The organism is Reinekea sp. (genome assembly GCF_046710285.1).
Classification (GTDB): domain Bacteria; phylum Pseudomonadota; class Gammaproteobacteria; order Pseudomonadales; family Natronospirillaceae; genus Reinekea.
On record NZ_JBKEGY010000009.1, the window covers coordinates 38674 to 59969 of the forward strand.

Annotated in this window: 15 protein-coding genes; 14 read left to right on the forward strand and 1 reads right to left on the reverse strand. The window is 43.6% G+C overall.

Annotated elements, in window-relative coordinates; genetic code table 11:
- Window positions 1-299 precede the first annotated feature (299 nt).
- The 14 genes from ACI882_RS08220 (at window position 300) to ACI882_RS08285 (ending at window position 20378) form a co-directional block, all read left to right on the forward strand.
- Complete coding sequence (locus tag ACI882_RS08220) at window positions 300-1358, forward strand: substrate-binding domain-containing protein (protein WP_411742881.1); 1059 nt, start codon at window positions 300-302, stop codon at window positions 1356-1358.
- A 117-nt stretch (window positions 1359-1475) separates the two neighbouring features.
- On the forward strand, window positions 1476-3008 hold the full coding sequence (locus ACI882_RS08225; protein WP_411742882.1) for a sugar ABC transporter ATP-binding protein: 1533 nt from the start codon (window positions 1476-1478) through the stop codon (window positions 3006-3008).
- A 17-nt stretch (window positions 3009-3025) separates the two neighbouring features.
- Window positions 3026-4033: an ABC transporter permease gene (locus ACI882_RS08230; RefSeq protein ID WP_411742883.1), complete on the forward strand. Its 1008-nt coding sequence runs from the start codon at window positions 3026-3028 to the stop codon at window positions 4031-4033.
- 16 nt (window positions 4034-4049) lie between these two features.
- Window positions 4050-5033, forward strand: a complete 984-nt coding sequence (locus ACI882_RS08235; RefSeq protein ID WP_411742884.1) for a sugar-binding transcriptional regulator — start codon at window positions 4050-4052, stop codon at window positions 5031-5033.
- Window positions 5023-6006: an aldo/keto reductase gene (locus ACI882_RS08240; RefSeq protein WP_411742885.1), complete on the forward strand. Its 984-nt coding sequence runs from the start codon at window positions 5023-5025 to the stop codon at window positions 6004-6006. Before ACI882_RS08235 ends, ACI882_RS08240 begins: the two co-directional genes overlap by 11 nt.
- Window positions 6007-6022: 16 nt before the next feature.
- Window positions 6023-7762, forward strand: a complete 1740-nt coding sequence (locus ACI882_RS08245; protein ID WP_411742886.1) for a glycerol-3-phosphate dehydrogenase/oxidase — start codon at window positions 6023-6025, stop codon at window positions 7760-7762.
- Window positions 7753-8592 (forward strand): class I fructose-bisphosphate aldolase, encoded by an 840-nt coding sequence (locus ACI882_RS08250; protein WP_411742887.1) that lies wholly within the window; start codon window positions 7753-7755, stop codon window positions 8590-8592. The genes ACI882_RS08245 and ACI882_RS08250 overlap by 10 nt, the downstream gene beginning before the upstream one ends.
- Before the next feature lie 11 nt (window positions 8593-8603).
- Window positions 8604-10094: an FGGY-family carbohydrate kinase gene (locus ACI882_RS08255; RefSeq protein ID WP_411742888.1), complete on the forward strand. Its 1491-nt coding sequence runs from the start codon at window positions 8604-8606 to the stop codon at window positions 10092-10094.
- A gap of 59 nt (window positions 10095-10153) precedes the next feature.
- Complete coding sequence (locus ACI882_RS08260) at window positions 10154-11314, forward strand: iron-containing alcohol dehydrogenase (RefSeq protein ID WP_411742889.1); 1161 nt, start codon at window positions 10154-10156, stop codon at window positions 11312-11314.
- A 10-nt stretch (window positions 11315-11324) separates the two neighbouring features.
- Window positions 11325-12821: a CoA-acylating methylmalonate-semialdehyde dehydrogenase gene (locus tag ACI882_RS08265; RefSeq protein WP_411742890.1), complete on the forward strand. Its 1497-nt coding sequence runs from the start codon at window positions 11325-11327 to the stop codon at window positions 12819-12821.
- Between the two features lie 19 nt (window positions 12822-12840).
- The gene (locus ACI882_RS08270) at window positions 12841-13569 is read left to right on the forward strand and encodes a substrate-binding periplasmic protein (protein ID WP_411742891.1); all 729 of its coding nucleotides are present in this window, start codon (window positions 12841-12843) and stop codon (window positions 13567-13569) included.
- Between the two features lie 94 nt (window positions 13570-13663).
- Window positions 13664-18646: an NPCBM/NEW2 domain-containing protein gene (locus ACI882_RS08275; protein ID WP_411742892.1), complete on the forward strand. Its 4983-nt coding sequence runs from the start codon at window positions 13664-13666 to the stop codon at window positions 18644-18646.
- A gap of 91 nt (window positions 18647-18737) precedes the next feature.
- Window positions 18738-19610 carry an SMP-30/gluconolactonase/LRE family protein gene (locus ACI882_RS08280; protein WP_411742893.1) on the forward strand — a complete coding sequence of 291 codons (873 nt, stop codon included), beginning with the start codon at window positions 18738-18740 and terminating at the stop codon, window positions 19608-19610.
- A 12-nt stretch (window positions 19611-19622) separates the two neighbouring features.
- Entirely contained in the window at window positions 19623-20378 is a 756-nt protein-coding gene (locus ACI882_RS08285) for an IclR family transcriptional regulator (protein ID WP_411742894.1), read from the forward strand.
- Here ACI882_RS08285 and ACI882_RS08290 read toward each other — a convergent pair.
- Window positions 20370-21143: an IclR family transcriptional regulator gene (locus tag ACI882_RS08290; RefSeq protein ID WP_411746267.1), complete on the reverse strand. Its 774-nt coding sequence runs from the start codon at window positions 21141-21143 to the stop codon at window positions 20370-20372. The genes ACI882_RS08285 and ACI882_RS08290 overlap by 9 nt on opposite strands.
- Window positions 21144-21296: the final 153 nt, after the last annotated feature.

Genomic DNA, 21296 nt, shown 5'->3' on the forward strand with positions numbered 1-21296 from the left:
TCATAATCGACGCTAACGACTTGACTCCTAAGTGTTTGATTTCCAACTGTTTATATTTATTTCTCATACTTGATCAAACTTTCAATGCCGAAAAATAACCTATTATGAAACAAATTGTATCATTTTAGTGTTGACGAATAGTATATATGGGCATATATTTCTTTCAGTGAAATTTATTTCACAAAACAAAGAATTCTGCACGGGGGCGAATTTAATATCGAAAGCCCGAGCAAAGCAGTTTGATAATAAAAAATTTAAATCAAGATCGACCACTTAATAACAATAAGGAGAGTGGGCAAATGTCATTCAAAAAATTGAAGTTTAATGCAAAGAAAGCCGCCGCCGTTGCGATTACATCGTTTGCAGTATTGAGTGCGTCAAACGCGCTCGCAGATAAAGCGCACGATCACGAACCATTCCGCTGTGCACCAGGTGAGACCTATTACATGAACGTAATGCTTTCAGGTGTTGAGTACTGGTTCCCAGTTTATGAAATGTTCAAAGAAGCTGCAAAATCGATGGGATGTGAAACCTCTTATACCGGCACACCGGAATATGATGTTAACAAGCAATTGTCTACCTTTGAACAGGTGCTTGCTAAGAAGCCTGCGGGTATTTTAGTACACCCAATGAACCCTGATCCGTTCATTGAGCCTATTAACCGTGCCGCTAAAATGGGCATCCCAAGTGTAACTTTCGCAGCCGATTCACCTAATAGTGACCGTGTTTCTTTTATTACGTCAGATAACTACGAAGAAGGTAAGTACGCCGCAGATGCTGTTGCGGAAGACATGGGCGGTAAGGGTGAGTACGCCGTACTTGAAAACCCAGGTCAAGATAACCACGACCGTCGTGTTAGTGCCTTCGTTGCGCGTATGGAAGAGAAGTGGCCTGACATGAAATTGGTGTCACGTGCTGTGAGTAACTCTGACGTCACTAAAGCCTATAACGCAGTTATGACAATGGCGCAGGCACACCCTAAATTAGGTGCCGTGTTTATGCCCGAAGCAACATCGGCTTTAGGTGCCGCACAGGCAGCAAAAGAGTTGGGTGGTAACATTCGTGTTATGAACGCTGACGTAAATGGCAAAATTCTTGACATGATCAAAGCGGGTGAAGTCTTTGGTGCGGTAAACCCGAACCAAGGTATGCAAGGTTATATGGGCTTTATGTTGCTCTATATGGCAGCGCACCCTGAGTTAATCGATCCAATGAACGATTACAAATCTTCTGGCAAAAACCCAATGGCCGTTCCTTTTGTTGACAACGGTTTCGCAATTGTAACCAAAGACAACGCATCTGACTTCTACTGGGACAAATACCTAGCTAAGCGTGGAACTAAGGGAATTAACGAGTAAATTAGCTCTAACTATGTGCTGGCAAGCAGTGGCATGCCACGTTTGCCAGATTTTGAACCGATAGCCTTTTATTAGTATATCGGCTTTATGACCCATAGATGGTGAGAGGAAGTAATTATGTCGTCTACTCAAAAACCCGTTTTAGAAATAAAAAACATTACAAAAACATTCGGGCCAACAGTGGCGCTGAATGGGGTTGATTTTGAATTGTTACCAGGTGAAATTCACGCATTAGCCGGTGAAAATGGCGCTGGTAAGTCAACACTAATGAAGGTGATTGATGGTATCTACCAACCAGATTCCGGTAAGATCTACTTCAATGGTCGAGCAAAAAAAATTAAAGGCCCATTGCATGCTCAAAAGTTAGGTGTTCATTTTGTGCATCAAGAAATAGCACTTTGTGGCGATGTTACGGTTGCTGAAAATATCGTAATGGCGAAAACTAACGCCTCAAAAAAGTTTTTCGTGAACTTTAAGCAAATGGTTGAAGAGGCAGAAAAAGCCATTTCCCAATTAGCGGATATCGATCCTAGATGTTTAGTTAATGATCTAAGCATCTCTAACCAACAGTTAGTCGAAATAGCCAAAGCACTCGTTGCAGACTGCAAAATACTGATCTTAGATGAACCTACTGCGGCATTAACTGAAAATGAATCTGAAATTTTATTTTCAATTATGCGAAAGCTGAAATCGCAAGGCATTAGCATTATTTACATTAGTCACCGCATGGCAGAGATATTTAGTGAGTGTGATCGAATCTCTGTGTTCCGAGACGGCCAGTACGTTACAACCCAAAAAATTGAAGATACCAGCCCCGAGCAGGTTGTGAATTATATGGTTGGCCGAGACATTGACAAATTATACCCTTCTAAGTTTGAAGGCGATGTTTACGCACAAGACAAATTGCTAACTATTCATAATTTTTCTGACAACAAAATGTTTAATAATGTCAGTTTTGATGTTTATAAAAAAGAAATATTTGGTATATCCGGCTTGATTGGTGCGGGCCGCTCAGAGCTTGTTAAAGCCATCTGTGGCTTGCGTAAACGAACCATGGGTACGGTTAACTTTATGGGCAAAGAAATAAAGATAGAATCGTATCAAGATGGTATTGCTAACGGCATTGTCTATTTATCAGAAGATCGTAAAGAGGACGGTGTATTTTTAGAACTATCCATTGCCAAAAATATATCAGCATTGCGTCCTGAACAAATATCTAAATACGGACTTATCAATTATAAGTCGGAAAATGATCAAGCGGTAAGTTTGACGGAGAGGCTAAATTTGAAGTCAGCCGGGGTGCACGCACCGGTTTCTTCTCTCAGTGGTGGTAATCAACAAAAAGTTGCTATTGCAAAAATGCTCTCCATTAACCCAAAACTGATCATTTTAGATGAGCCAACCCGAGGTATTGATGTTGGTGCAAAATCTGAAATCCATAAAATGATAAGAGACCTAGCAGAATCGGGTGTTGGGGTTATTGTGATCTCATCCGAGTTACCCGAAGTAATTGGTTTAAGCGACCGCATCATGGTGATGTGTGAAGGTGAAAATGCCGGAATTTTAAATTCGGATCAAATTAATGAAGAAACGATAATGCATCTGGCTTCTGGTTCTGAAGCATTATCGTCCAATAGCATGGCCAGTTAGTCGTGGAGAAAAATAAAATGACAAATAATGTAATCGACCCAACTCAGACGGCCATTGCGAGTCCTTCAGGATTTATGCGGCTTTTTACACAAACAAAGAACATGCGAGAGTTTACGCTAATTTTAATCATCGCGGCACTGTTTATCAGTATGTCTTTTGCGTCACCTTACTTTTTAACCTGGGCAAATATGAAAGCCATGCTGCTGTCATTCTCAACTGAGGGCATCATCGTCGTAGGTATGACAATGCTTATCATCGTCGGCGGGATTGATTTATCAGTCGGGGCAGTCATGTGTTTGGCCATGGTTATGGCAGCCAAAATGTTTATTTTGGGCATGAACCCTTGGTTGGCGAGCGCGCTATCTATCGTTTTCTGTGGTGGTATTGGTGCTTTGATGGGCTTGTGCGTCACTAAAATCGGGTTGCATCATTTTATTGTGACTCTAGCGTTTATGGGGCTTGCTCGCGGTGCCAGTATGATCATTACCCAAGGTACGCCAATCTCATTATTTTCGTTGCCACCGGAATTCAAGTTTGTTGGCCAAGGGACTATATGGGGGGTGCCTTTTTCAATTCTAATATTCTTTGTCGTGGTGATTATATCGGACTACTTATTGCGTAATGCCACTTCATTTCGAAAAATATTTTACACCGGTAGTAATGAAAAGGCAGCAGAATACTCTGGCGTACGAACTGATCGAGTCAAATTTGGTGTCACCGTTCTGTGTTCATCGTTGTGTGGTTTGGGCGGCATAATTTATATGTCCAAATTTGGAGCAGCAACACCTAACTTTGGTGTTGGACTAGAGCTAAACATTATCGCCGCAGCGGTAATTGGCGGGGCCAGTTTTAATGGGGGGCAGGGTAGTGTTTTTGGTGCAATTTTAGGTATTGCTTTGCTGAGCGTAGTGTCCAGCTCGCTGATACTTTTAGATGTAAACGTTTATTGGCAAGATTTTATCAAGGGCCTGATATTACTGATAGCGGTAGCACTGGATCATATTCTACACGCTAAAAAGTCTTAAAACTAAGGGATTGCTTATGTCTAAGTACTCTGGACAACATGCAAGTGTCGATCGGTTAGTAGGTCGGGTACTGTCTTTGCATTATATGGAAAACAAAAGCCAAGCAGAAATTGCCAAACTTTTGAATCTATCGACAACAAAAGTTAATCGCATCATTCGTCAGGCACGAGAAGACGGTTTAGTTGAAGTTAACTTAAATATTGGCAATGCAAATTTATATGCAATGGAAAGAGAGTTGGTGCAAGCAAGCCGTCTTAAGGAAATCGTCGTATGCCCCACGGTTTCGGATGACCCTAAGGTGGTTGTGAAGTTTGTGGCGGAGACTGCGGCGGCGTTCTTGTTAGAAAAAATACGCGATGGCGACACCATTTGCATATCTGGCGGTAAAGCTATTTCTGATGTGGTTGAAAGTATAAGGCCTAGCCGTACTTACGATGTAACAGTCGTTCCTGCGACTGGAGGGGTGCAGGGCAAACACTATACTGATGTGAATCACCTAGCTTTTCGCTTAGCTGAAAAGCTAGGCGGTAAGTCTATGCAATTGCATGCGCCGCTATTTGCCGATTCAAAAGAAGATCGAGATGTCTTAATAAATATGCGCAGTGTTTCTGAGGTCATGGAGCATGCACGCAATGCCGATATTGCGCTTCTTGGCATAGGGTCGGTATCACGAGGTGATGAAAGCTATTTTGATTTACGGCAACTCAGTGACGAGGAGAAATCTCAGATGGCTAAATATGCCTGCGTCGCTGAAGTATTCGCTCATCTACTAGATGGCGGTGGACGATCTTGTTTTAACGAGCTGAATGAAAAACTGGTTGGCTTAACCTTGCCTGAGTTACAAAGAATACCCGTGTCTGTCGGTATTGCATCGGGTTTTGAAAAAATTGCACCAGTGACCTCAATTAGTCATAGCGGGATGGTAAAAACACTAGTCACTGACGAGCAAACAGCAAAATTGGTACTTGAAAAAATTGGAGAAAATAAGCATGAACTTTAGAGAGTTAGGTAAAAGTGGTTTAGATACATCGGTAATCGGTGTGGGCACTTGGGCCATGGGCGGCTGGATGTGGGGTGGTACTGACGAAGAGAAGTCTATCCATGCACTCAAAGAATCTTTAGAACAAGGTGTCAATTTAATTGATACCGCCCCGGCATACGGTCTTGGTCGTTCAGAAGAGATCGTCGGTAAAGCGATAAAAGGACAGCGCGACAATGTCGTGTTGGCAACCAAATGTGGGTTGGTCTGGCACACCCAAGAAGGCAATCATTTTTTCGATGAAGACGGCAAGCCCGTGCACCGTTTCTTGGGCGAGAATTCTATTCGACATGAACTCGAACAGAGCTTATCTCGACTGCAAACAGATTACATTGACCTATACATTACGCATTGGCAAGATCCCACAACGCCAATCGAAGAGACCATGAAAACACTTCTAGCGTTGAAGAAAGAAGGTAAAATTAAGGCCATTGGTATAAGTAATGCCAGCTTAGCGGAACTTAAAGAATACCAAAAATATGGTGTGGTTGATGCGGTACAAGAACGTTATAACGCGATTGACCGAGCATTGGAGTCAGAGATACTACCGCATACACAAAAGACAGGCGTGTCATGCTTAAGTTACTCGTCGTTGGCGTTGGGTATTTTATCTGGAAAAATCACTGAAGCTACAACCTTTAGCGGTGATGATCAGCGTTTGGAAGATCCATTATTCTCTCTAGCGAATCGAAAAGTCATCCAGGCCTTTTGCCAGCAGCTCGCACCTCTTGCCTCTGAACTCAACTTGTCAGTCGCGCAATTAGTGATTGCATGGACAGTTGCACAGCCGGGTGTGACCTTTTCTTTGTGTGGCGCTCGAAACGCTCAACAGGCAAAAGAAAATGCGATGGCAGGCCAAGTGAAGCTTGATACGCAGTTGGTGCAGAATATTACAGCACTGGTCGACAGTCACTTAAAGCAAGTTGCAGTTTAACGCTAGGAGTAAAACAATGAACACAGAACACCTAGCCAGTATTGAGATGAATGAAAAATTTGATGTTGTCGTCATTGGCGGCGGCATCAATGGCATTGGCGTGTACCGTGAATTAGCGCTGCAAGGCCTCAGTGTTCTGCTCGTAGATAAAAATGATTTCTGTAGCGGTGCGAGCTCAGCACCTTCTCGTATGATTCATGGCGGTTTACGCTATCTAGAAAATGCTGAATTTGATCTAGTCCGTGAGTCTCTCGCAGAAAGAAATAATCTATTAAAAAATGCCCCACACTTGGTCAAACCGTTACGAACCATGGTGCCGGTAAATGAACATTTTGCGGGCCTAATGACAGCCGGATTACGCTTTTTTGGCTTAAGCCAATCTACCTCCGATCGTGGCTCTGTGATCGTGAAAATCGGCTTAATGTTCTACGATATTTTCACACGAAAAGATCAAGTGTTGCCAAAGCATACTTTTTACGGAAAAAAGGCAACAAAGAAACTGTTTCCAAGCATGCGAGAGTCGGTTAAGTGTACCGCACAGTATTTTGATGCATGGATTTCTTCTCCCGAACGGCTTGCATTAGAGCTTTTAAAGGAAGGCAGTGAAACACAAAGTGCACAACGAGCAATAAATCACTGTGAAGTGACGCTCGAAAACAGCTCAGAAATAAAACTAAAAAGTCAACTCGATGGTAGTAGCCGAACGATATCATCAGAGATAGTCATAAATGCCACAGGCGCTTGGATTGATGAAGTGAACCAAGACCTTGGCTTTCATTCTGAGTTTATAACAGGAACGAAGGGCTCACATATTGTTGTTGATCATCAAGAATTACATGATGAACTGGCTGGCAGTATGCTTTATTACGAAAACTCTGAAAATCGTGTTTGTATCTTGTTTCCTTATATGGGCAAGGTGTTGATCGGCTCGACGGATATTCCAGTTAAAGATTTAAGCAATGTCTTTTGCACAGACGAAGAAGTTGATTACATCTTGGAATCGCTAAAAACGGTGTTACCTGGAATAACCATTGATAAATCCCAAATAGTGTACAAATTTAGTGGGGTGCGACCTTTAGGGTCTGCATCGAAAGAAACCGCCGGGCAAATACCTCGTTCCCACAAACTGCAAGTGAGTTCAGTAAAGAACCATTCCGTAATTTCTATGGTTGGCGGTAAGTGGACAACCTTTAGAGCTTTTGCTGAGCAAGCAACGGATCAAACTTTAGCGTTATTAAATAAGCAACGTGTTTGTTCAACTCAAAATAAAACCATTGGTGGTGGCGTGGGCTATCCAGAAAACGAGCAAGTCAAGAGTAAGCTGTTAAAGAATTATCGTGAACGGTATGCGGTGACTGAGCAGCAAGCAGATATTTTGTTCGACCGCTATGGTATGGAAATGGCGAAGGTACTTGAGTTTTCTGACACCAATGAACTGACTCCGTTGAGTGGTGTAGACGGCTACTTTATTCAGGAGATGCAATACCTAGTCAATGTAGAGTTCGCACGTGAGCTTGAAGACCTAGTCATGCGTCGGACGAATATAGCAATTGAAGGGCAGTTACATAATGTGGCGTTGGTAGAATTAGCGCTAATAATGCAAACGCAGTTAGGTTGGAGCGATAACCATACCATCGCGCAATTAAAAAAATGCGCAACTCAATTGAGTACGTTTAACGGTTGCGCATTAGAAGTTGATAAAATTTTGGAAAGCTATAAAAAGTTTATTAAACCGGGAGAGTCTAAATGTTCGTAAGTAATAAAGCACGTATGCAGCGATTGTTTAAGAACGGTCGTTGTTTAGATGTCGCCATCGACCATGGTGTGTGCAATGAACCATCGTTTTTGGATGGTCTTGAAGATATGGACAAGGTTATTAAAAAACTTGTCCATGCAAACCCAGACGCCATCCAAATGACCTATGGCCAGTCTGACATTCTGCAATCTATCAACGGTAAAAATAAACCGGCCTTGGTCATGCGTATTGATATGGGTAACCCATATAATGCCGAGCGTCATCGTGTTATGTGGTCGTTGCTGCAGAATGAGTCTGATCCAGTATTGCAAGCCGTTGCAATGGACGCTGCCTGTGTTGTGGTTAATTTGTTTATGCTACCTGATGAGCCAGACCTATTCCGACAGTGCATAAAAAACATCAGTAAAGTTAAGCTCGATTGTGAAAAGTACGGCATGCCGTTGATGATTGAGCCTTTGGTTATGCTGCCCAATGATGGACGCGGCGGCTATATGGTAGACGGCGATTGCGAAAAAATCGTCACGTTGGTTCGTATGGGCCGTGAGCTCGGTGCTGACATTATTAAAGCAGACCCTACATCTGACGCTAATGACTTCCATAAAGTAGTAGAAGCGGCACGTTGCCCGGTATTAGTTCGTGGTGGCGGTAAAGAAGATATTGATTCTGTATTTACTAAAGCGCGTGCACTGCTTGACCAAGGCGCACTGGGTATGGTTTATGGACGCAATATTTATCAACACGATGCACCAGACCTTGTTGTAAAAGCATTTATGGCGATGATTCACGACGATGCCTCGGTAGCTGATGCATTAGCGATCTATCATAACTAGGAAGTAGAAAAATGTCAGAATATGTATTAGGTATTGATTGTGGGAATACAGCGGTTAAGGCGGCTATTTTTGATCTTAAAGGTCAAGAAATAGCCGTTGCAAGTGCGCGTGTGGATACACTCTTTCCACAAGCGGGCTATACCGAATCAAACCTAAATGTGCTCTGGCAATCTTGTAGTGACGTAATACGTGCGGCTTTATCGAAAGCGCGTTTAACCGGAGCTGATATTAAAGCAATAGGTACCAGCGGTCACGGCAATGGACTCTATTTGCTTGACCGTAGCAATGAGCCATTGAAAGCTATTAAATCACTTGATAGCCGCGCAGAAAAACTCGCCAACGAAATTCAAGACCGTAATGACTATGCCAATTTGAGAGAAGTTAACCATCAGGGTGCTTGGCCATCGCAAACTGCCACCTTACTTAAATGGCTAAAAATAGTTGAGCCAGAAACTTACGCCGAGGGTGCCACGGTGTTGTTTTGCAAAGACTATCTGAATTTTAAACTCAGCGGTGAATTAGCGACTGACTTTGGCGATGTAAGTGCGTCGGGATTGTTCGATTTTCAAACCCACACCGTTAGTGAAAAGCTTTTACAGATGTTCGATATAAGCGAAGTCGCAGATAAAATGCCGACTATCTATAGCTCTGAAGAAATTGTTGGTCAGGTAATTGAATCGACAGCGGTATTAACAGGATTAAGCGTTGGAACACCCGTTATAGCGGGAATGTTTGATGTTGTCAGCAGTGCCATTGGCACAGGCGTGTTTGAGCACGCACAAGCCTCAATGATCGCAGGCACGTGGAGTATCAATCAAGTTGTCAGTAATCATCTGCCCACTTCAGAGCTCTTTATGTGCTGTGTGTTTCCGGGTGATCGGTTTTTAGCCCTAGAGAACAGTGCGACATCGGCGTCGAATCTTGAATGGTTTGTTAGTGAGTTTTTTCAAACTGAAAAGCAAGTTGCACAAGTCTTAGATAAAAAAGTTTTTGAATTTTGCAATGACTTGGTAGAGCAAGTAGAGCTTGAAGAAAACTTGCCACTGTTTCATCCTTACCTTTACGGATCTAAAGACAATGCCCATACCGGCGCAAATTTTTTTGGTGTCTCTGGTTGGCATAATAGGGCACACCTTTTGTATGCCGTATATGAAGGTATTGTTTTTGGGCACCTTGAACATGTTAAAAAGCTTGCTCGCTTTGACATTGGTTTCGATCACGTTGTGTTAAGCGGTGGTGGCTCACGGTCGAAGGTTTGGTGTCAATTGTTTGCAGATGTTTTAAACATTGAGGTGTATGTCACACCTTGTGAAGAAGCTGGGGCTCGTGGCGTTGCCATTGCCGCAGCCACGGCTGTGGGTTTGTTTAGCAGTTTAGAATCTGCGGTCTCTGCAATGCGCGGCGACTACCATTGCTTCCACCCGAATAAAGATAAGCATGAACTACTGACACTGAGGCAAAAAAAGTATCAAAAAATTTCCGCATTTCTTAATGAATGGTAATTTTTTTTGCCTTTTAAAAATTAAAACGATACAAAAAGTATCATTAAGAGGAATAGTGTATGAGTCAAAGAATCTATTTGCCAAAATACTTAGATATCGGCGCAAACGCAGTTGCTAATCTACCATTATTGTTGGCTGATTTACGTTGTAAAAAACCACTAGTTTTGTCTGATAAAGTCATGGATAACATCGGAAACGTCAGTCGTATTCGCGACCTTCTGGCTAAACATGATATAGCAAGTGATCAGTTTCTAGACACCATGACCGAACCCGATGAAGCTTCACTATTGCCAGCGGTTGAGCTATTTAAGTCAGGCGGGTTTGATTGCATCATCGCATTAGGTGGCGGCAGCGTCATAGACAGCGCAAAAGCCATTGGTTTGCTCGCAAAACACGGTGGGCGCATGAGAGATTATAAAGTACCGCACATAGTCAACGAAGAAATTGTGCCGATTGTCGCGATACCAACCACCGCAGGAACAGGATCAGAAGTCACGAAAGTGACGATAATTACCGATAACGATACCGATGAAAAAATGTTGTGTATGGGTCCGGGTCTACTGCCTGTAGCCTCAATCATTGACTATGAGTTATCGATGACGGCGCCTGCACGTATTGCTGCTGACACCGGGATCGATGCATTGACACACGCCATCGAAGCCTACGTGAGTCAAAAGGCTGGCCTGTTTACTGAGCAACTTGCATTGAGTGCCATGGGCCTAATTGCCCCCAACCTTCGTGAAGCGGTGAATAACCCGAAAAATTTACTGGCAAAAGAAAAAATCATGTTGGGTGCCAACATGGCAGGAATGGCTTTTTCGAATGCATCGGTTGCATTGGTGCATGGTATGAGTCGACCGATTGGCGCGCATTTTCATGTGCCACACGGTATGAGCAATGCCATGTTGCTACCGGATATTACCGAATTTTCTATACCATCGGCAATTGACAAGTATGCAGATTGTGCTCGTGCTATGGGTATTGCAGATAAGCATGAGAGTGACAAAGTAGCCGTTGCCGCACTCATTGAAGAGCTTGTGCAACTTAATGCAGACTTGGGTGTTCCGAGCTTAGCGGAATTCGGCGTTAAGGAAGCCGAGTACTTTGACAGCTTAGACCTCATGGCCGAGCAAGCCATTGCATCAGGCTCACCAGGTAATAATCCAAAAGTCCCTTCGAAAGAAGACATTATTCAACTCTATAGAAAAGTTTGGCATTAGGAGCCTAATCATGATTGGTAATTATATAAACGGCGCACGGGTAACAGATGACAGTGCACCGACAGCAGAAATTTTTGACCCCGCATTAGGGGCAGTTACAGGGCAAGTTCAATTGTCATCAGCACAAGCAACGCGCGATGCAATTGCTAATGCTGCTAAGGCATTTGAAACCTGGTCAAAAATTACACCACTTAATCGCTCGCGAATTTTATTTAAATTTAAAGACTTAATGGAAGCCAATATTGATGAGTTGGCGAACTTGATTTCGCGAGAACATGGCAAAGTCGAAAGCGATGCGAAAGGCGAGTTAACTCGCGGGCTAGAAGTTGTTGAGTTCGCCTGTGGTATTCCGCATTTACAAAAAGGCGAACACAGCCGTAACGTAGGCCGCAATGTAGATTCGCATTCATTGATGACGCCTTTGGGTGTTTGTGCCGGTATTACGCCCTTCAACTTCCCGGCGATGGTGCCAATGTGGATGTTTCCAATTGCCCTTGCAACGGGTAATACCTTCATCCTTAAACCGTCTGAAAAAAATCCGTCGATCTCGATTCGCATGGCCGAATTATTAACTCAAGCCGGTTTGCCAGACGGCGTCTTTAATGTTGTACAGGGTGGTAAAGAAAGTGTCGATGAAATTTTAGAAAATTGCCAGGTAGAGGCTGTTAGCTTTGTCGGTTCAACTCCGATTGCAGAATATATCTATCAAAAAGGCAGTCAGTACGGTAAGCGTGTTCAAGCGTTAGGTGGTGCAAAGAATCACATGGTGGTGATGCCTGATGCCGATATCAGCCAAGTGACGGGCGCGTTAATGGGCGCTGCTTATGGCTCTGCTGGTGAGCGTTGTATGGCTATTTCTGTTGCTGTGGCAGTTGGTGATGAAGTAGCAGATGCCTTGGTCGCACAATTAAGTGATGAACTGCAAACAATGAAAGTGGGTCCGGGTTACGGTGTTAGTGAAGAAAATGAAATGGGTCCTCTTGTGACTGAGGCGCATCTCGAAAAGGTGAAAGGATATATAGCTGCAGGAAAAGCCGAAGGTGCAACTTTGCTAGTTGACGGGCGTGAACATGACGTCACTAAAACGTCGTCGGGCTACTTCCTTGGCGGCACATTGTTCGATCATGTAAGCAAAGAAATGTCGATCTACCAAGAAGAAATTTTTGGACCCGTGTTATGTGTTATGCGTGTTAAGAGTCTGGATGAAGCGATTGCGTTGATCAACGATCATGAGTTTGGCAATGGTACCTCGATATTCACTCAAAATGGTATGGCAAGCCGCGAGTTTAGTGATCAAATTCAAGTCGGCATGGTGGGTATTAACGTACCGATTCCAGTGCCAATGGCTTTTCACAGTTTTGGCGGCTGGAAACGATCGTTATTTGGCCCACTGCATATGCATGGCTCCGATGGTGTCCGGTTCTTTACCCGCATGAAGACCATCACGACCCGTTGGCCGCATGTTTCGCAAGTGACCTCCGATTTCATTATGCCAACGATGAAGTAACATCAAAAGGGCAAAAATAATGCAACAGCTAATGGTATTCTTGCACGGCTTTATCTTGATGGTGGTACTGGCATCCAGTGCCACTGCCGATGCCCACCTTACCTTATATACCAGCAGTAATGGTATATACAGTCACAGTGTCAATGGCCGAGAGTTTGAACATCATACAGATATGATTTCTGGAATGGCCGTACAATTTGTGAAAGACCTATTTCAAGAAGCGGGTGTTGAATACAACATCAAACTAAGAAATTTATCTGTGGGTCTTCGGCGCGTTAATTCAGAGCCGAACGTCGGTTTTTTTGCGATGAGCCGGGATGATTCTGCTGAAGATAATTTAATCTGGCTTGGCCCAATAGCTAGAGATTATTGGGCATTATATAAAACCAGGCAATCCAGTCTAAGCGTCGCTTCGATGAGTGATTTATCTAAATTTAAAATAGGCGCCCAAAAAGACTCTCCCATCGCTATGTTTTTAAGTGATGCGGGCATACCTATCAATGTCGAATCGAAAGACAGAGTCAACCCATATCGTCTTAATTACGGACTGATCGATCTATGGGCCACATCTCGTAGCAGCGCATTTAAGTTAGCCTTTGAAACGGGCTTCCCAGAAATCATGGAAGCACAAGAGCTAACACACGTTGAATTATATTTAGCACTTAACAGTTCAGTCGATCCACAAATTGTTGATCGGTTAACGAAAGCTTATAACGCCATGATTATTAAAGGTCGCAAATGGTATTAGGAGAAGGAGTAAGAACGAAGTAACGCAAAGGATACTGTACATAGCCAAAATTGGCCAAACATGTGTTTGGCTAAAATAATAAAAAGGGTTAGCTATGTTTTACAAAACTAAAGAGAGGAAAAGCCGTTTAATTAAAATGGCTTCAATGAGCGTAGGCTTAGCATTATTTGCAAGCACTGCACCAACTTATGCCGTACAAGGACCTGGCCTAGGTAATCTTAGTTATTCCGCAGGGGAGGTGAATACTCAAGTATCTACACCTTTAGTGGATGATAGTACCGGATTACTGCCGCCAGATTACCCTGGGTCTAAGCACTACGGCGTTAACGTCATGACGATGTTGAATGGATACATGATCGGGATTTTCGCACCCGACAGTGGTGGAGGACCTGGTGGCTGGATTGCATTAGATGCCTCTAATCCACGAAACCTCCAATTGGTGAAACAAGTCTACGAGCCAGATACCACTAATATACATCGAACTGGGAATGGTTTACGTACCGCAGAGTTTCGAGAGCCTCATTCATTAGGATTAGCAGAAGGTAATTTGATTGCCATACAATCTGGCAAAGGCATTGAAATATGGGATTGGTCAGATGTACAAAATCCAATTCAAGTTTCTAAACTGCCTATTTCAGGTGTTAATTTCGGTGATTATAATAATGTATCTTGGCAACTGTTTTGGCAGGCGCCTTATCTTTATGTATCTCGTGGAAATGCGGGTTTAACTATTGTAAATACCTCTAATATTGCGAGTCCGTATGTTGAAAAAACGGTGCCACGGTCGGCTTTAGGTGGTTTTAATGTAGGGCCTGTTTTTGCGTTAGGAAATGAGTTATACATTTCAAGTATGGAGGGAACGGCTGGCTTCTCCATGGTTGATATTTCTGACCCGGTGAATCCTGTACTGACAAAATCAGTATCGAGTATTCCTCAACTTTATTACGCCAGTTGTTGGGATGGTAATCTAGCTTATTTCGCGTCACGCTCAGCAGGCGATCAGTTGCGTGTCTATGATACCAACCAAACGCCAATTGCGTTAGTTCATGATCAGACGAATGGTTTTGTTAATTTATATTGTAACTTACAAGATCAAAAACTATTTTTAGGCAATCAAGACGATATAAATATGCTCGATGTTTCTGACATCAATAGCTTTGTTGTTGAAGGGACAGCGTCACTCAATGCAACAGGAACCGATGTCGATCATGGTCAAGTATTTGCTTTTGGTAATATGGTGTGGGTCGGCAATGACCATGGCAGTGGCAGTGGTCTTATCGCACACAGTTCCAGCCAAGATTTAACGCCGCCAACGTTAAATCGTATGGTGCCTGAACATTTATCGACAAATCAACCGTTAACTTCGCGTATTGGTTTGGCGCTTTCCGATAGTATATTAATGGCGTCGGTGAACAGTTCGACCTTTAAGGTAACAAAACTGGGCACCAATACGCCACTTAATGGTACATATTCAGTCAATTTGGGTTTTGTTCATTTTGCTCCAACAAATGCGCTTGAAGCCGACCAAATTTATATAATTGAATTGAGCGGTATTCAAGATTTTTCCGGCAATACGCTTGCATCACAACAATTTCGGTTTTCCACTGGTAATGCATCTGGGCATACAATAAACGTTAATAATGTGTCACCGATCCAAACTGGACAAATGATAAATGTCAGTGCTACTAGTCAGCCTATTCTAGGCGGTGCGATAAGTTATTCGTGGGATTTTGGCGATGGCAATGTCACTGCATTTAGCTCCCAAGGATCTGCATCACACAGCTATGCCGCTCCAGGTCATTACACGGCGATTGTCACGGCACGAGAAAATGGTCTAGACACAACAGCGTCTATCCCCATTACTATTTACAATCCAGTTAACGCAATCACACCCACTCAAACAAGCACCATTGCAGATAATGGCGATACGATTTTTGTCGTCAATGAAGATAACAACACTGTTAGTGCAATTGATGCACAATCTCCATTTAATAAACTTTGGGAGTCGCCCGTTGCGGCGCAGCCTAGAACGCTAGCACTCGCTCCTGATAGCTCGGTATGGGTCGTAAGTGAAAAAGACTCTGCAATTACTGTGCTTTCGGCATTAGGAACCACGATCACGACGATTGACCTTCCAAGAGGCAGTCAAGCTTACGGAATTGCTTTTACGCCAGATCAATCCATCGCATTGGTTTCGTTGCAAGGCACGGGTGAGCTGGTGAAGTTTGATACCAATACAAGACAAGAACTAGGTCGCGTTAACGTTGGCCAATCTGCACGTGCAATAGCAATCACGAGTAATTCAGCTACGGCATTGGTGACTCGCTTTGTGTCTCCTCAAAGCCAAGCCGAAGTTATCGAAGTGAATATCGCGACAATGACGATAGCGAAAACAATAGCGTTGGCCAAAGACACGACCACTGTGGATGGTCCCGACCGTGCGCGAGGAATACCAAACTATTTAAGTGGTATTACGATAGCACCCGATGGACAGACCGCTTGGGTCGCAGCAAATAAAGCCAATGTCGATCGCGGTCCGTTTTTGGAAGACGATGTTACAAAACGATTAACATTTGAGACGACTATAAGAGCCATAACGGCAAAGATTGATATCAATAGTGGTCTTGAGCTGAGTAATCAACAACTGGATATAGACAATCGAGCTCAGCCAAAAGCGATTGTGTTCAGCGAATTGGGTGATTACGTCTATGTAGCCTTGGAAGGCCAAAATAGCGTTGAAATACGAGATGCTTACTCTAACAATCGAGCGAGTGAATTAGCACACACTGGGTTGGCTCCTAGAGGCCTTGTTAAAGTAGGTACAAACTTATTTGTGCATAATTTTATGTCGCGAACTGTTTCGGTTTTTGATGTGTCATCATTTGAAAATGGCAGTGGGACTGGCAATTCAAGTCAGCTCGCCAGTATTGAAACGGTCGCAAATGAAGTTTTGCATCCAAGAGTTTTAGCAGGTAAACAACTGTTTTATAACGCCGAAGACGCACGTATGACTCAAGATGGCTACATTTCTTGCGCCAGTTGCCATACGGGTGCTGGGTCGGATCATCGGGTATGGGATTTTACAGACCGCGGTGAAGGTTTGCGTAATACAATTGTGCTGCAAGGCCGAACTGGAACGGGTTTGGGCAATGTGCACTGGACGGCCAATTTTGACGAAATTCATGATTTTGAAAATGATATTCGTCATGGCTTTGGTGGTCGTGGGTTTATTGATGATGCTTTATTTGCCTCCGTTGAAAATCCGTTAGGGGATAAAAAAGCTGGTCTAAGTGATGACTTAGACAATTTGTCGATTTACTTAGAAAGTTTAAATGAGTTCCCGTTGAGCCCGTTTAGAAATGCCAATGGGTCTTTGACGAATGCCGCACAAGCTGGCGCGCAATTGTTTATACAAAAGGGTTGTGCAAGTTGTCACAGCGGCGATTTTTTCACCGATCAACAGCGCCATGATGTCGGTACAATTCAGCCGTCGTCTGGTTTAGGTATTGGGCAATCACTTTCAGGCGTTGGTTTTAAAACGCCAATACTTTTAGGGTTGTTTGAATCAGCGCCTTATTTTCATAACGGTCAGGCAGCGACACTAAATGATGTTCTGCAAACGGGGCAGGAACACAGTGTGAATGATGCAACTGAGCGAGCGCAGTTAGTGGCTTATCTTGAGCAAATTGAATACGAAGGGCCGCCTGTGATTGTACCTACGCCGCCTGCAGCTAGTCAGTACTTTTATTTAAGCGACCGTACCGAAACGTCGGCGACAAACGGTTGGGGACCTTTTGAGAAAGATGCATCGAATGGTGAAAATGCAGCCAATGATGGCGGTACCTTATCGATAGGTGGTTCGCAGTATGAGAAAGGTTTAGGTGTACATGCAAACTCGGATATTAGATATGACATATCCGACCAGCCCTATGATCGCTTTCAAGCATTTATTGGAGTTGATGATGAAGTAGGAGACTCTGGTTCTGTAGTTTTCGAAGTGTATGTCGATGGTGTTTTGAGTTTCCAAAGCGGCACGTTGACGGGGTCCGATGTTGCCCAAGCTGTCTTTGTTAACCTGCCTGCAATGGCTAGTCAGCTTCGCCTTATTGTGACAGGTGCAAATGATGGCGTTGGCAGCGATCATGCCGATTGGGGCGATGCAAAATTGCGTCTACCAGGTGAAGTAGTAGGTGGAGTAAACCCTGGGTTGCATCAAGGTGAGATTGCAGGGGCAATGAATACCACTCAAGCTAATCCGAACACATCGATCACCTTAGACCTCGCGCAAACTGAAACGTCACTGCCGGTTAATACCACAAGGGTATTCTCGGGTTACGTATTTGACGCCGATGGCAACATCGCATTCATGGAAAATATTGATGACAATACAAGGCTATGGATTGATGGCATCTTGGTTCTAAATAACGATGCTTGGAATCAACAAACGACAACGGGAAATTTAGCGCTTAGCCCGGGGTGGCATTCATTTGAGTTGCGTATCGGTAATACCAGTGGGCCAGGTGGACCGTCAGGTCCGATTGGTTTTGGTTTTGATCCAAATGGCGGAGCCAATTGGGTTCATCCTACAGATAACGGATCGGGTAATTTGTTTAGCACAACCTTGCCTGAGCAATTCACTTACGCCAGTGATTTGGCCGAAACCAGCGCTACCAACGGCTGGGGACCTATTGAAAAAGACTTTTCAAATGGCGAAGCCGCTGTTAGTGATGGTGTCATCCAATCAATCAATGGGGTAACTTTCGCTAAAGGGATAGGCGTTCATGCTGACTCAAGTGTGATTTATAGCTTTACGGCAGGTTCCTTTGATCAATTTCGCGCCTTTGTCGGGATAGATGACGAGGTCGGAAATAATGGCAGCGTCGCGTTTGATATCCTACTTGATGGGTCGCTTGCTTTCAGCTCCTCAGAGCTGACTGGCGCCGATGGGGCATTGGAGGTGGTTGTGCCAATAGGCGAGCTAGTTACGCAAATTGAACTTAAAGCAAAGTCAGGTGCCGGCAATGGTTATGATCATGCAAATTGGGCGGATGCGAAATTTAGGCACCCTTCAAATTAAGATCGTTTAATTCAATCTGAATTGAACATCCACCATAGCAAAGGGCGAAAGCTCGCCCTTTTATGCACTTTTAAAAAAATTGAGATCTGTTATGAATAGAATTACCACACATCGGCAATATAGAAATATCATTGGTGAATCGCCCATTGCTGACGAAGACTTTATTTATTGGGTAGATGCCGAAGCGAGCCAAGTATTTCAGTTCGCGCTGTTAAGCCAAACTGTCCAGTGTTTTGATGTCGGTATTCCCGTGACCGCCATTGCATTTACCAGTGAGAATTCATTTTTATTAGCGTCTAAAACCGGTATTTATCTCTCCAGTAGTGACTTCACTGAGCTGCAATTTATTTGCGATCCGGTGAGCGAAATTAACGATGCTCGCATCAATGATGCAGTCGTGTCGCCGAAGGGTGAGCTTTGGTTTGGCACTATGAATGAAGCCAGCTTAGAGCAACCCGATGGTGCAATTTATATCATGAAGGGTCAGTTAGGCTCGTTGGTACAATTTGATACTGGCTTCAGTGTTTCGAATGGGATTGCATTTAGTCCAGATGGTAAAAAGGTTTACATTGCCAATATGTTCCAAGCGCAGGTTTTGGAATATCAGTTGTCAGACAGTGGTGAAGGGTACATCTCAAAGCGGGTGTTTATTCAATTAGATGAAAATGACGGATTACCGGATGGTCTGAAAACTGATTCACTTGGCAATTTATATCTCTGCCATTGGGCAGGACGCTGCCTGACCGTCTACAATTCAACTGGAGAACGCATTGAGCGAGTTGATTTTCCTGCCTTTCACGTCACAAGAGCGACTTTCTATGGCGGCGATTTGACCAAATTAGTGGTAACATCAGGTTCGTATCAATGTGATGATCAGTGCTTAGTTGAAAACCCCGATTCAGGGCATCTATTTTTAGTGAATGCCACAGAACCCGGACTACCCGAGCATCGATATCATCTTTAATGAGGGTGTTTTTTGCGTAAAATTAGTGTTTCCGATCGAGTGACCGCCATTCTAAAATCTGTCGGGTTAAACCTAGAGGGTATCTCCATGCCCGGGCTAATCCATGAAACGGGTATTGTAAAACCGACATTGCACCGCTTAGTTGGGCAATTGCGGCAAGCAAATTACGTTGCCGAAAACAGTGACGGTTTGATTATTCCTGGAGCGAAGTTTGTGCAAGTCGCTATCTCCAGTACGCAGGCTAATTTGCGGCGAGTGCAGCGAGAATCAATTTTGACTGGCATGTCAAAAGAGTTGGGTGAAACCTGTGGTATTTCTATTCCGCGTGATAATCACATGGTGTATTACGATCGTGTTGAGGCTAACTGGCCATTGCAAGTTCATATTCCGTTGAATGTGAAAACCCCATTTTGGGCGACCGCCAGCGGTAAACTATACCTAAGCACCTTGAGTAAGTCTGCTCGGCTATCGCTAATAGGCGGTATGAAATTTGAGAAGTTTGCCAAAAATACCATTACCGATTATGAGCAGCTAGAACAAGAAATAAAGTCTATCAAGCAGCAAGGATACAGCTTAGATAACGAAGAGTTGATCGATGGAATGGTGGCAATCGCTGTCCCTATATTGGACAAGAAAGGTAAATATTTAGCGTCCCTATTTTGTCATTGCCCTATGATACGTAAAAATATAGATGAACTGCTGCATGCGCTTCCGGTGATAAAACGCTACAGCGCAGAGCTTGAAGTGATGCTTGAAAATCTAGCTTGATAGGTCTGGAAGCATAACGGACATTATTTTGTCAGCGGTCAACTTAATGTCAGGCAAAAACGATAATAACTCTTCGTGTGATGTGCGAAATGCAGGTGCATGGCAAAAAAGATAGCCAAATGCTGCTGTGTTGTTTTTGATAGGTACCGCAATAGAACACATCCCTTCAATGAACTCTTCATTATCAACGGCAAAGCCTTGCGACTTTATGGTGACTAACTCGGCCATAAGTTTTTTGCTGTCCATTTCTGTATTGCGAGTGAAACGCTCGATGCCAATATTATAAAGAAATAGTTTCTGAGCTGAGACAGGTAAAGATGATAAATAAAGCTTACCGGAAGCACTCGCCGTCATGGGAACATGTGCACCTTGGGGTAAATGAATTTGTATTGGCCAATTAGATTGTGAGCGTTCGAAGTAAATCATATTGACCCCGCTGGGTAATGAAATGCCGCAGGTTTCGCCGATCGTTTCAGATAAGGCATTGAGTTCGCGCATGCGTTCATTTTTGAAGTTTTGATGCTTTAAGGTGGCTTCTGAAAGGTCGCGAAATTCTTTTGCGAGCGTTAAACGGCCTAGAATAGACTCTTGTAAAAACCCAGCTAGCTTCATATCTGCAAACAGTTTTTGTGCCGAAGCTGGCGGGTAGCCCAAAATTTTAGCCACTTTATCGGCTTCATAGAGGCCATCGTTTTGTGAAATGAACTCGGTGGTTTCCAAAATACGTTGAATAGTGGAGCCGCGGTCTCTTTTTACTTCAGTCATCGAAAATCGCATTCCTTAAGTTAGCTCAGATATATTATGCACTATTTTCTATCTAATCGTAGCGTATCGCGACTGAATCGCTAAAAGTTAAAGGGCTTTTGGTCTACAAACCGATTGAATCAAATTAGTTATAATGGTACATTTTGTTTCATT

Excerpts from the sequence above, each read along its gene's own strand:
- ACI882_RS08225 (WP_411742882.1), top strand. The coding sequence starts at position 1,476 with ATGTCGTCTACTCAAAAACCCGTTTTAGAAATAAAAAACATTACAAAA.
- ACI882_RS08230 (WP_411742883.1), top strand. The coding sequence starts at position 3,026 with ATGACAAATAATGTAATCGACCCAACTCAGACGGCCATTGCGAGTCCT.
- ACI882_RS08275 (WP_411742892.1), top strand. The coding sequence starts at position 13,664 with ATGTTTTACAAAACTAAAGAGAGGAAAAGCCGTTTAATTAAAATGGCT.
- ACI882_RS08290 (WP_411746267.1), bottom strand. The coding sequence starts at position 21,143 with ATGACTGAAGTAAAAAGAGACCGCGGCTCCACTATTCAACGTATTTTG.
- ACI882_RS08255 (WP_411742888.1), top strand. The coding sequence starts at position 8,604 with ATGTCAGAATATGTATTAGGTATTGATTGTGGGAATACAGCGGTTAAG.
- ACI882_RS08240 (WP_411742885.1), top strand. The coding sequence starts at position 5,023 with ATGAACTTTAGAGAGTTAGGTAAAAGTGGTTTAGATACATCGGTAATC.
- ACI882_RS08270 (WP_411742891.1), top strand. The coding sequence starts at position 12,841 with ATGCAACAGCTAATGGTATTCTTGCACGGCTTTATCTTGATGGTGGTA.
- ACI882_RS08245 (WP_411742886.1), top strand. The coding sequence starts at position 6,023 with ATGAACACAGAACACCTAGCCAGTATTGAGATGAATGAAAAATTTGAT.
- ACI882_RS08280 (WP_411742893.1), top strand. The coding sequence starts at position 18,738 with ATGAATAGAATTACCACACATCGGCAATATAGAAATATCATTGGTGAA.
- ACI882_RS08265 (WP_411742890.1), top strand. The coding sequence starts at position 11,325 with ATGATTGGTAATTATATAAACGGCGCACGGGTAACAGATGACAGTGCA.
- ACI882_RS08235 (WP_411742884.1), top strand. The coding sequence starts at position 4,050 with ATGTCTAAGTACTCTGGACAACATGCAAGTGTCGATCGGTTAGTAGGT.
- ACI882_RS08250 (WP_411742887.1), top strand. The coding sequence starts at position 7,753 with ATGTTCGTAAGTAATAAAGCACGTATGCAGCGATTGTTTAAGAACGGT.
- ACI882_RS08260 (WP_411742889.1), top strand. The coding sequence starts at position 10,154 with ATGAGTCAAAGAATCTATTTGCCAAAATACTTAGATATCGGCGCAAAC.
- ACI882_RS08220 (WP_411742881.1), top strand. The coding sequence starts at position 300 with ATGTCATTCAAAAAATTGAAGTTTAATGCAAAGAAAGCCGCCGCCGTT.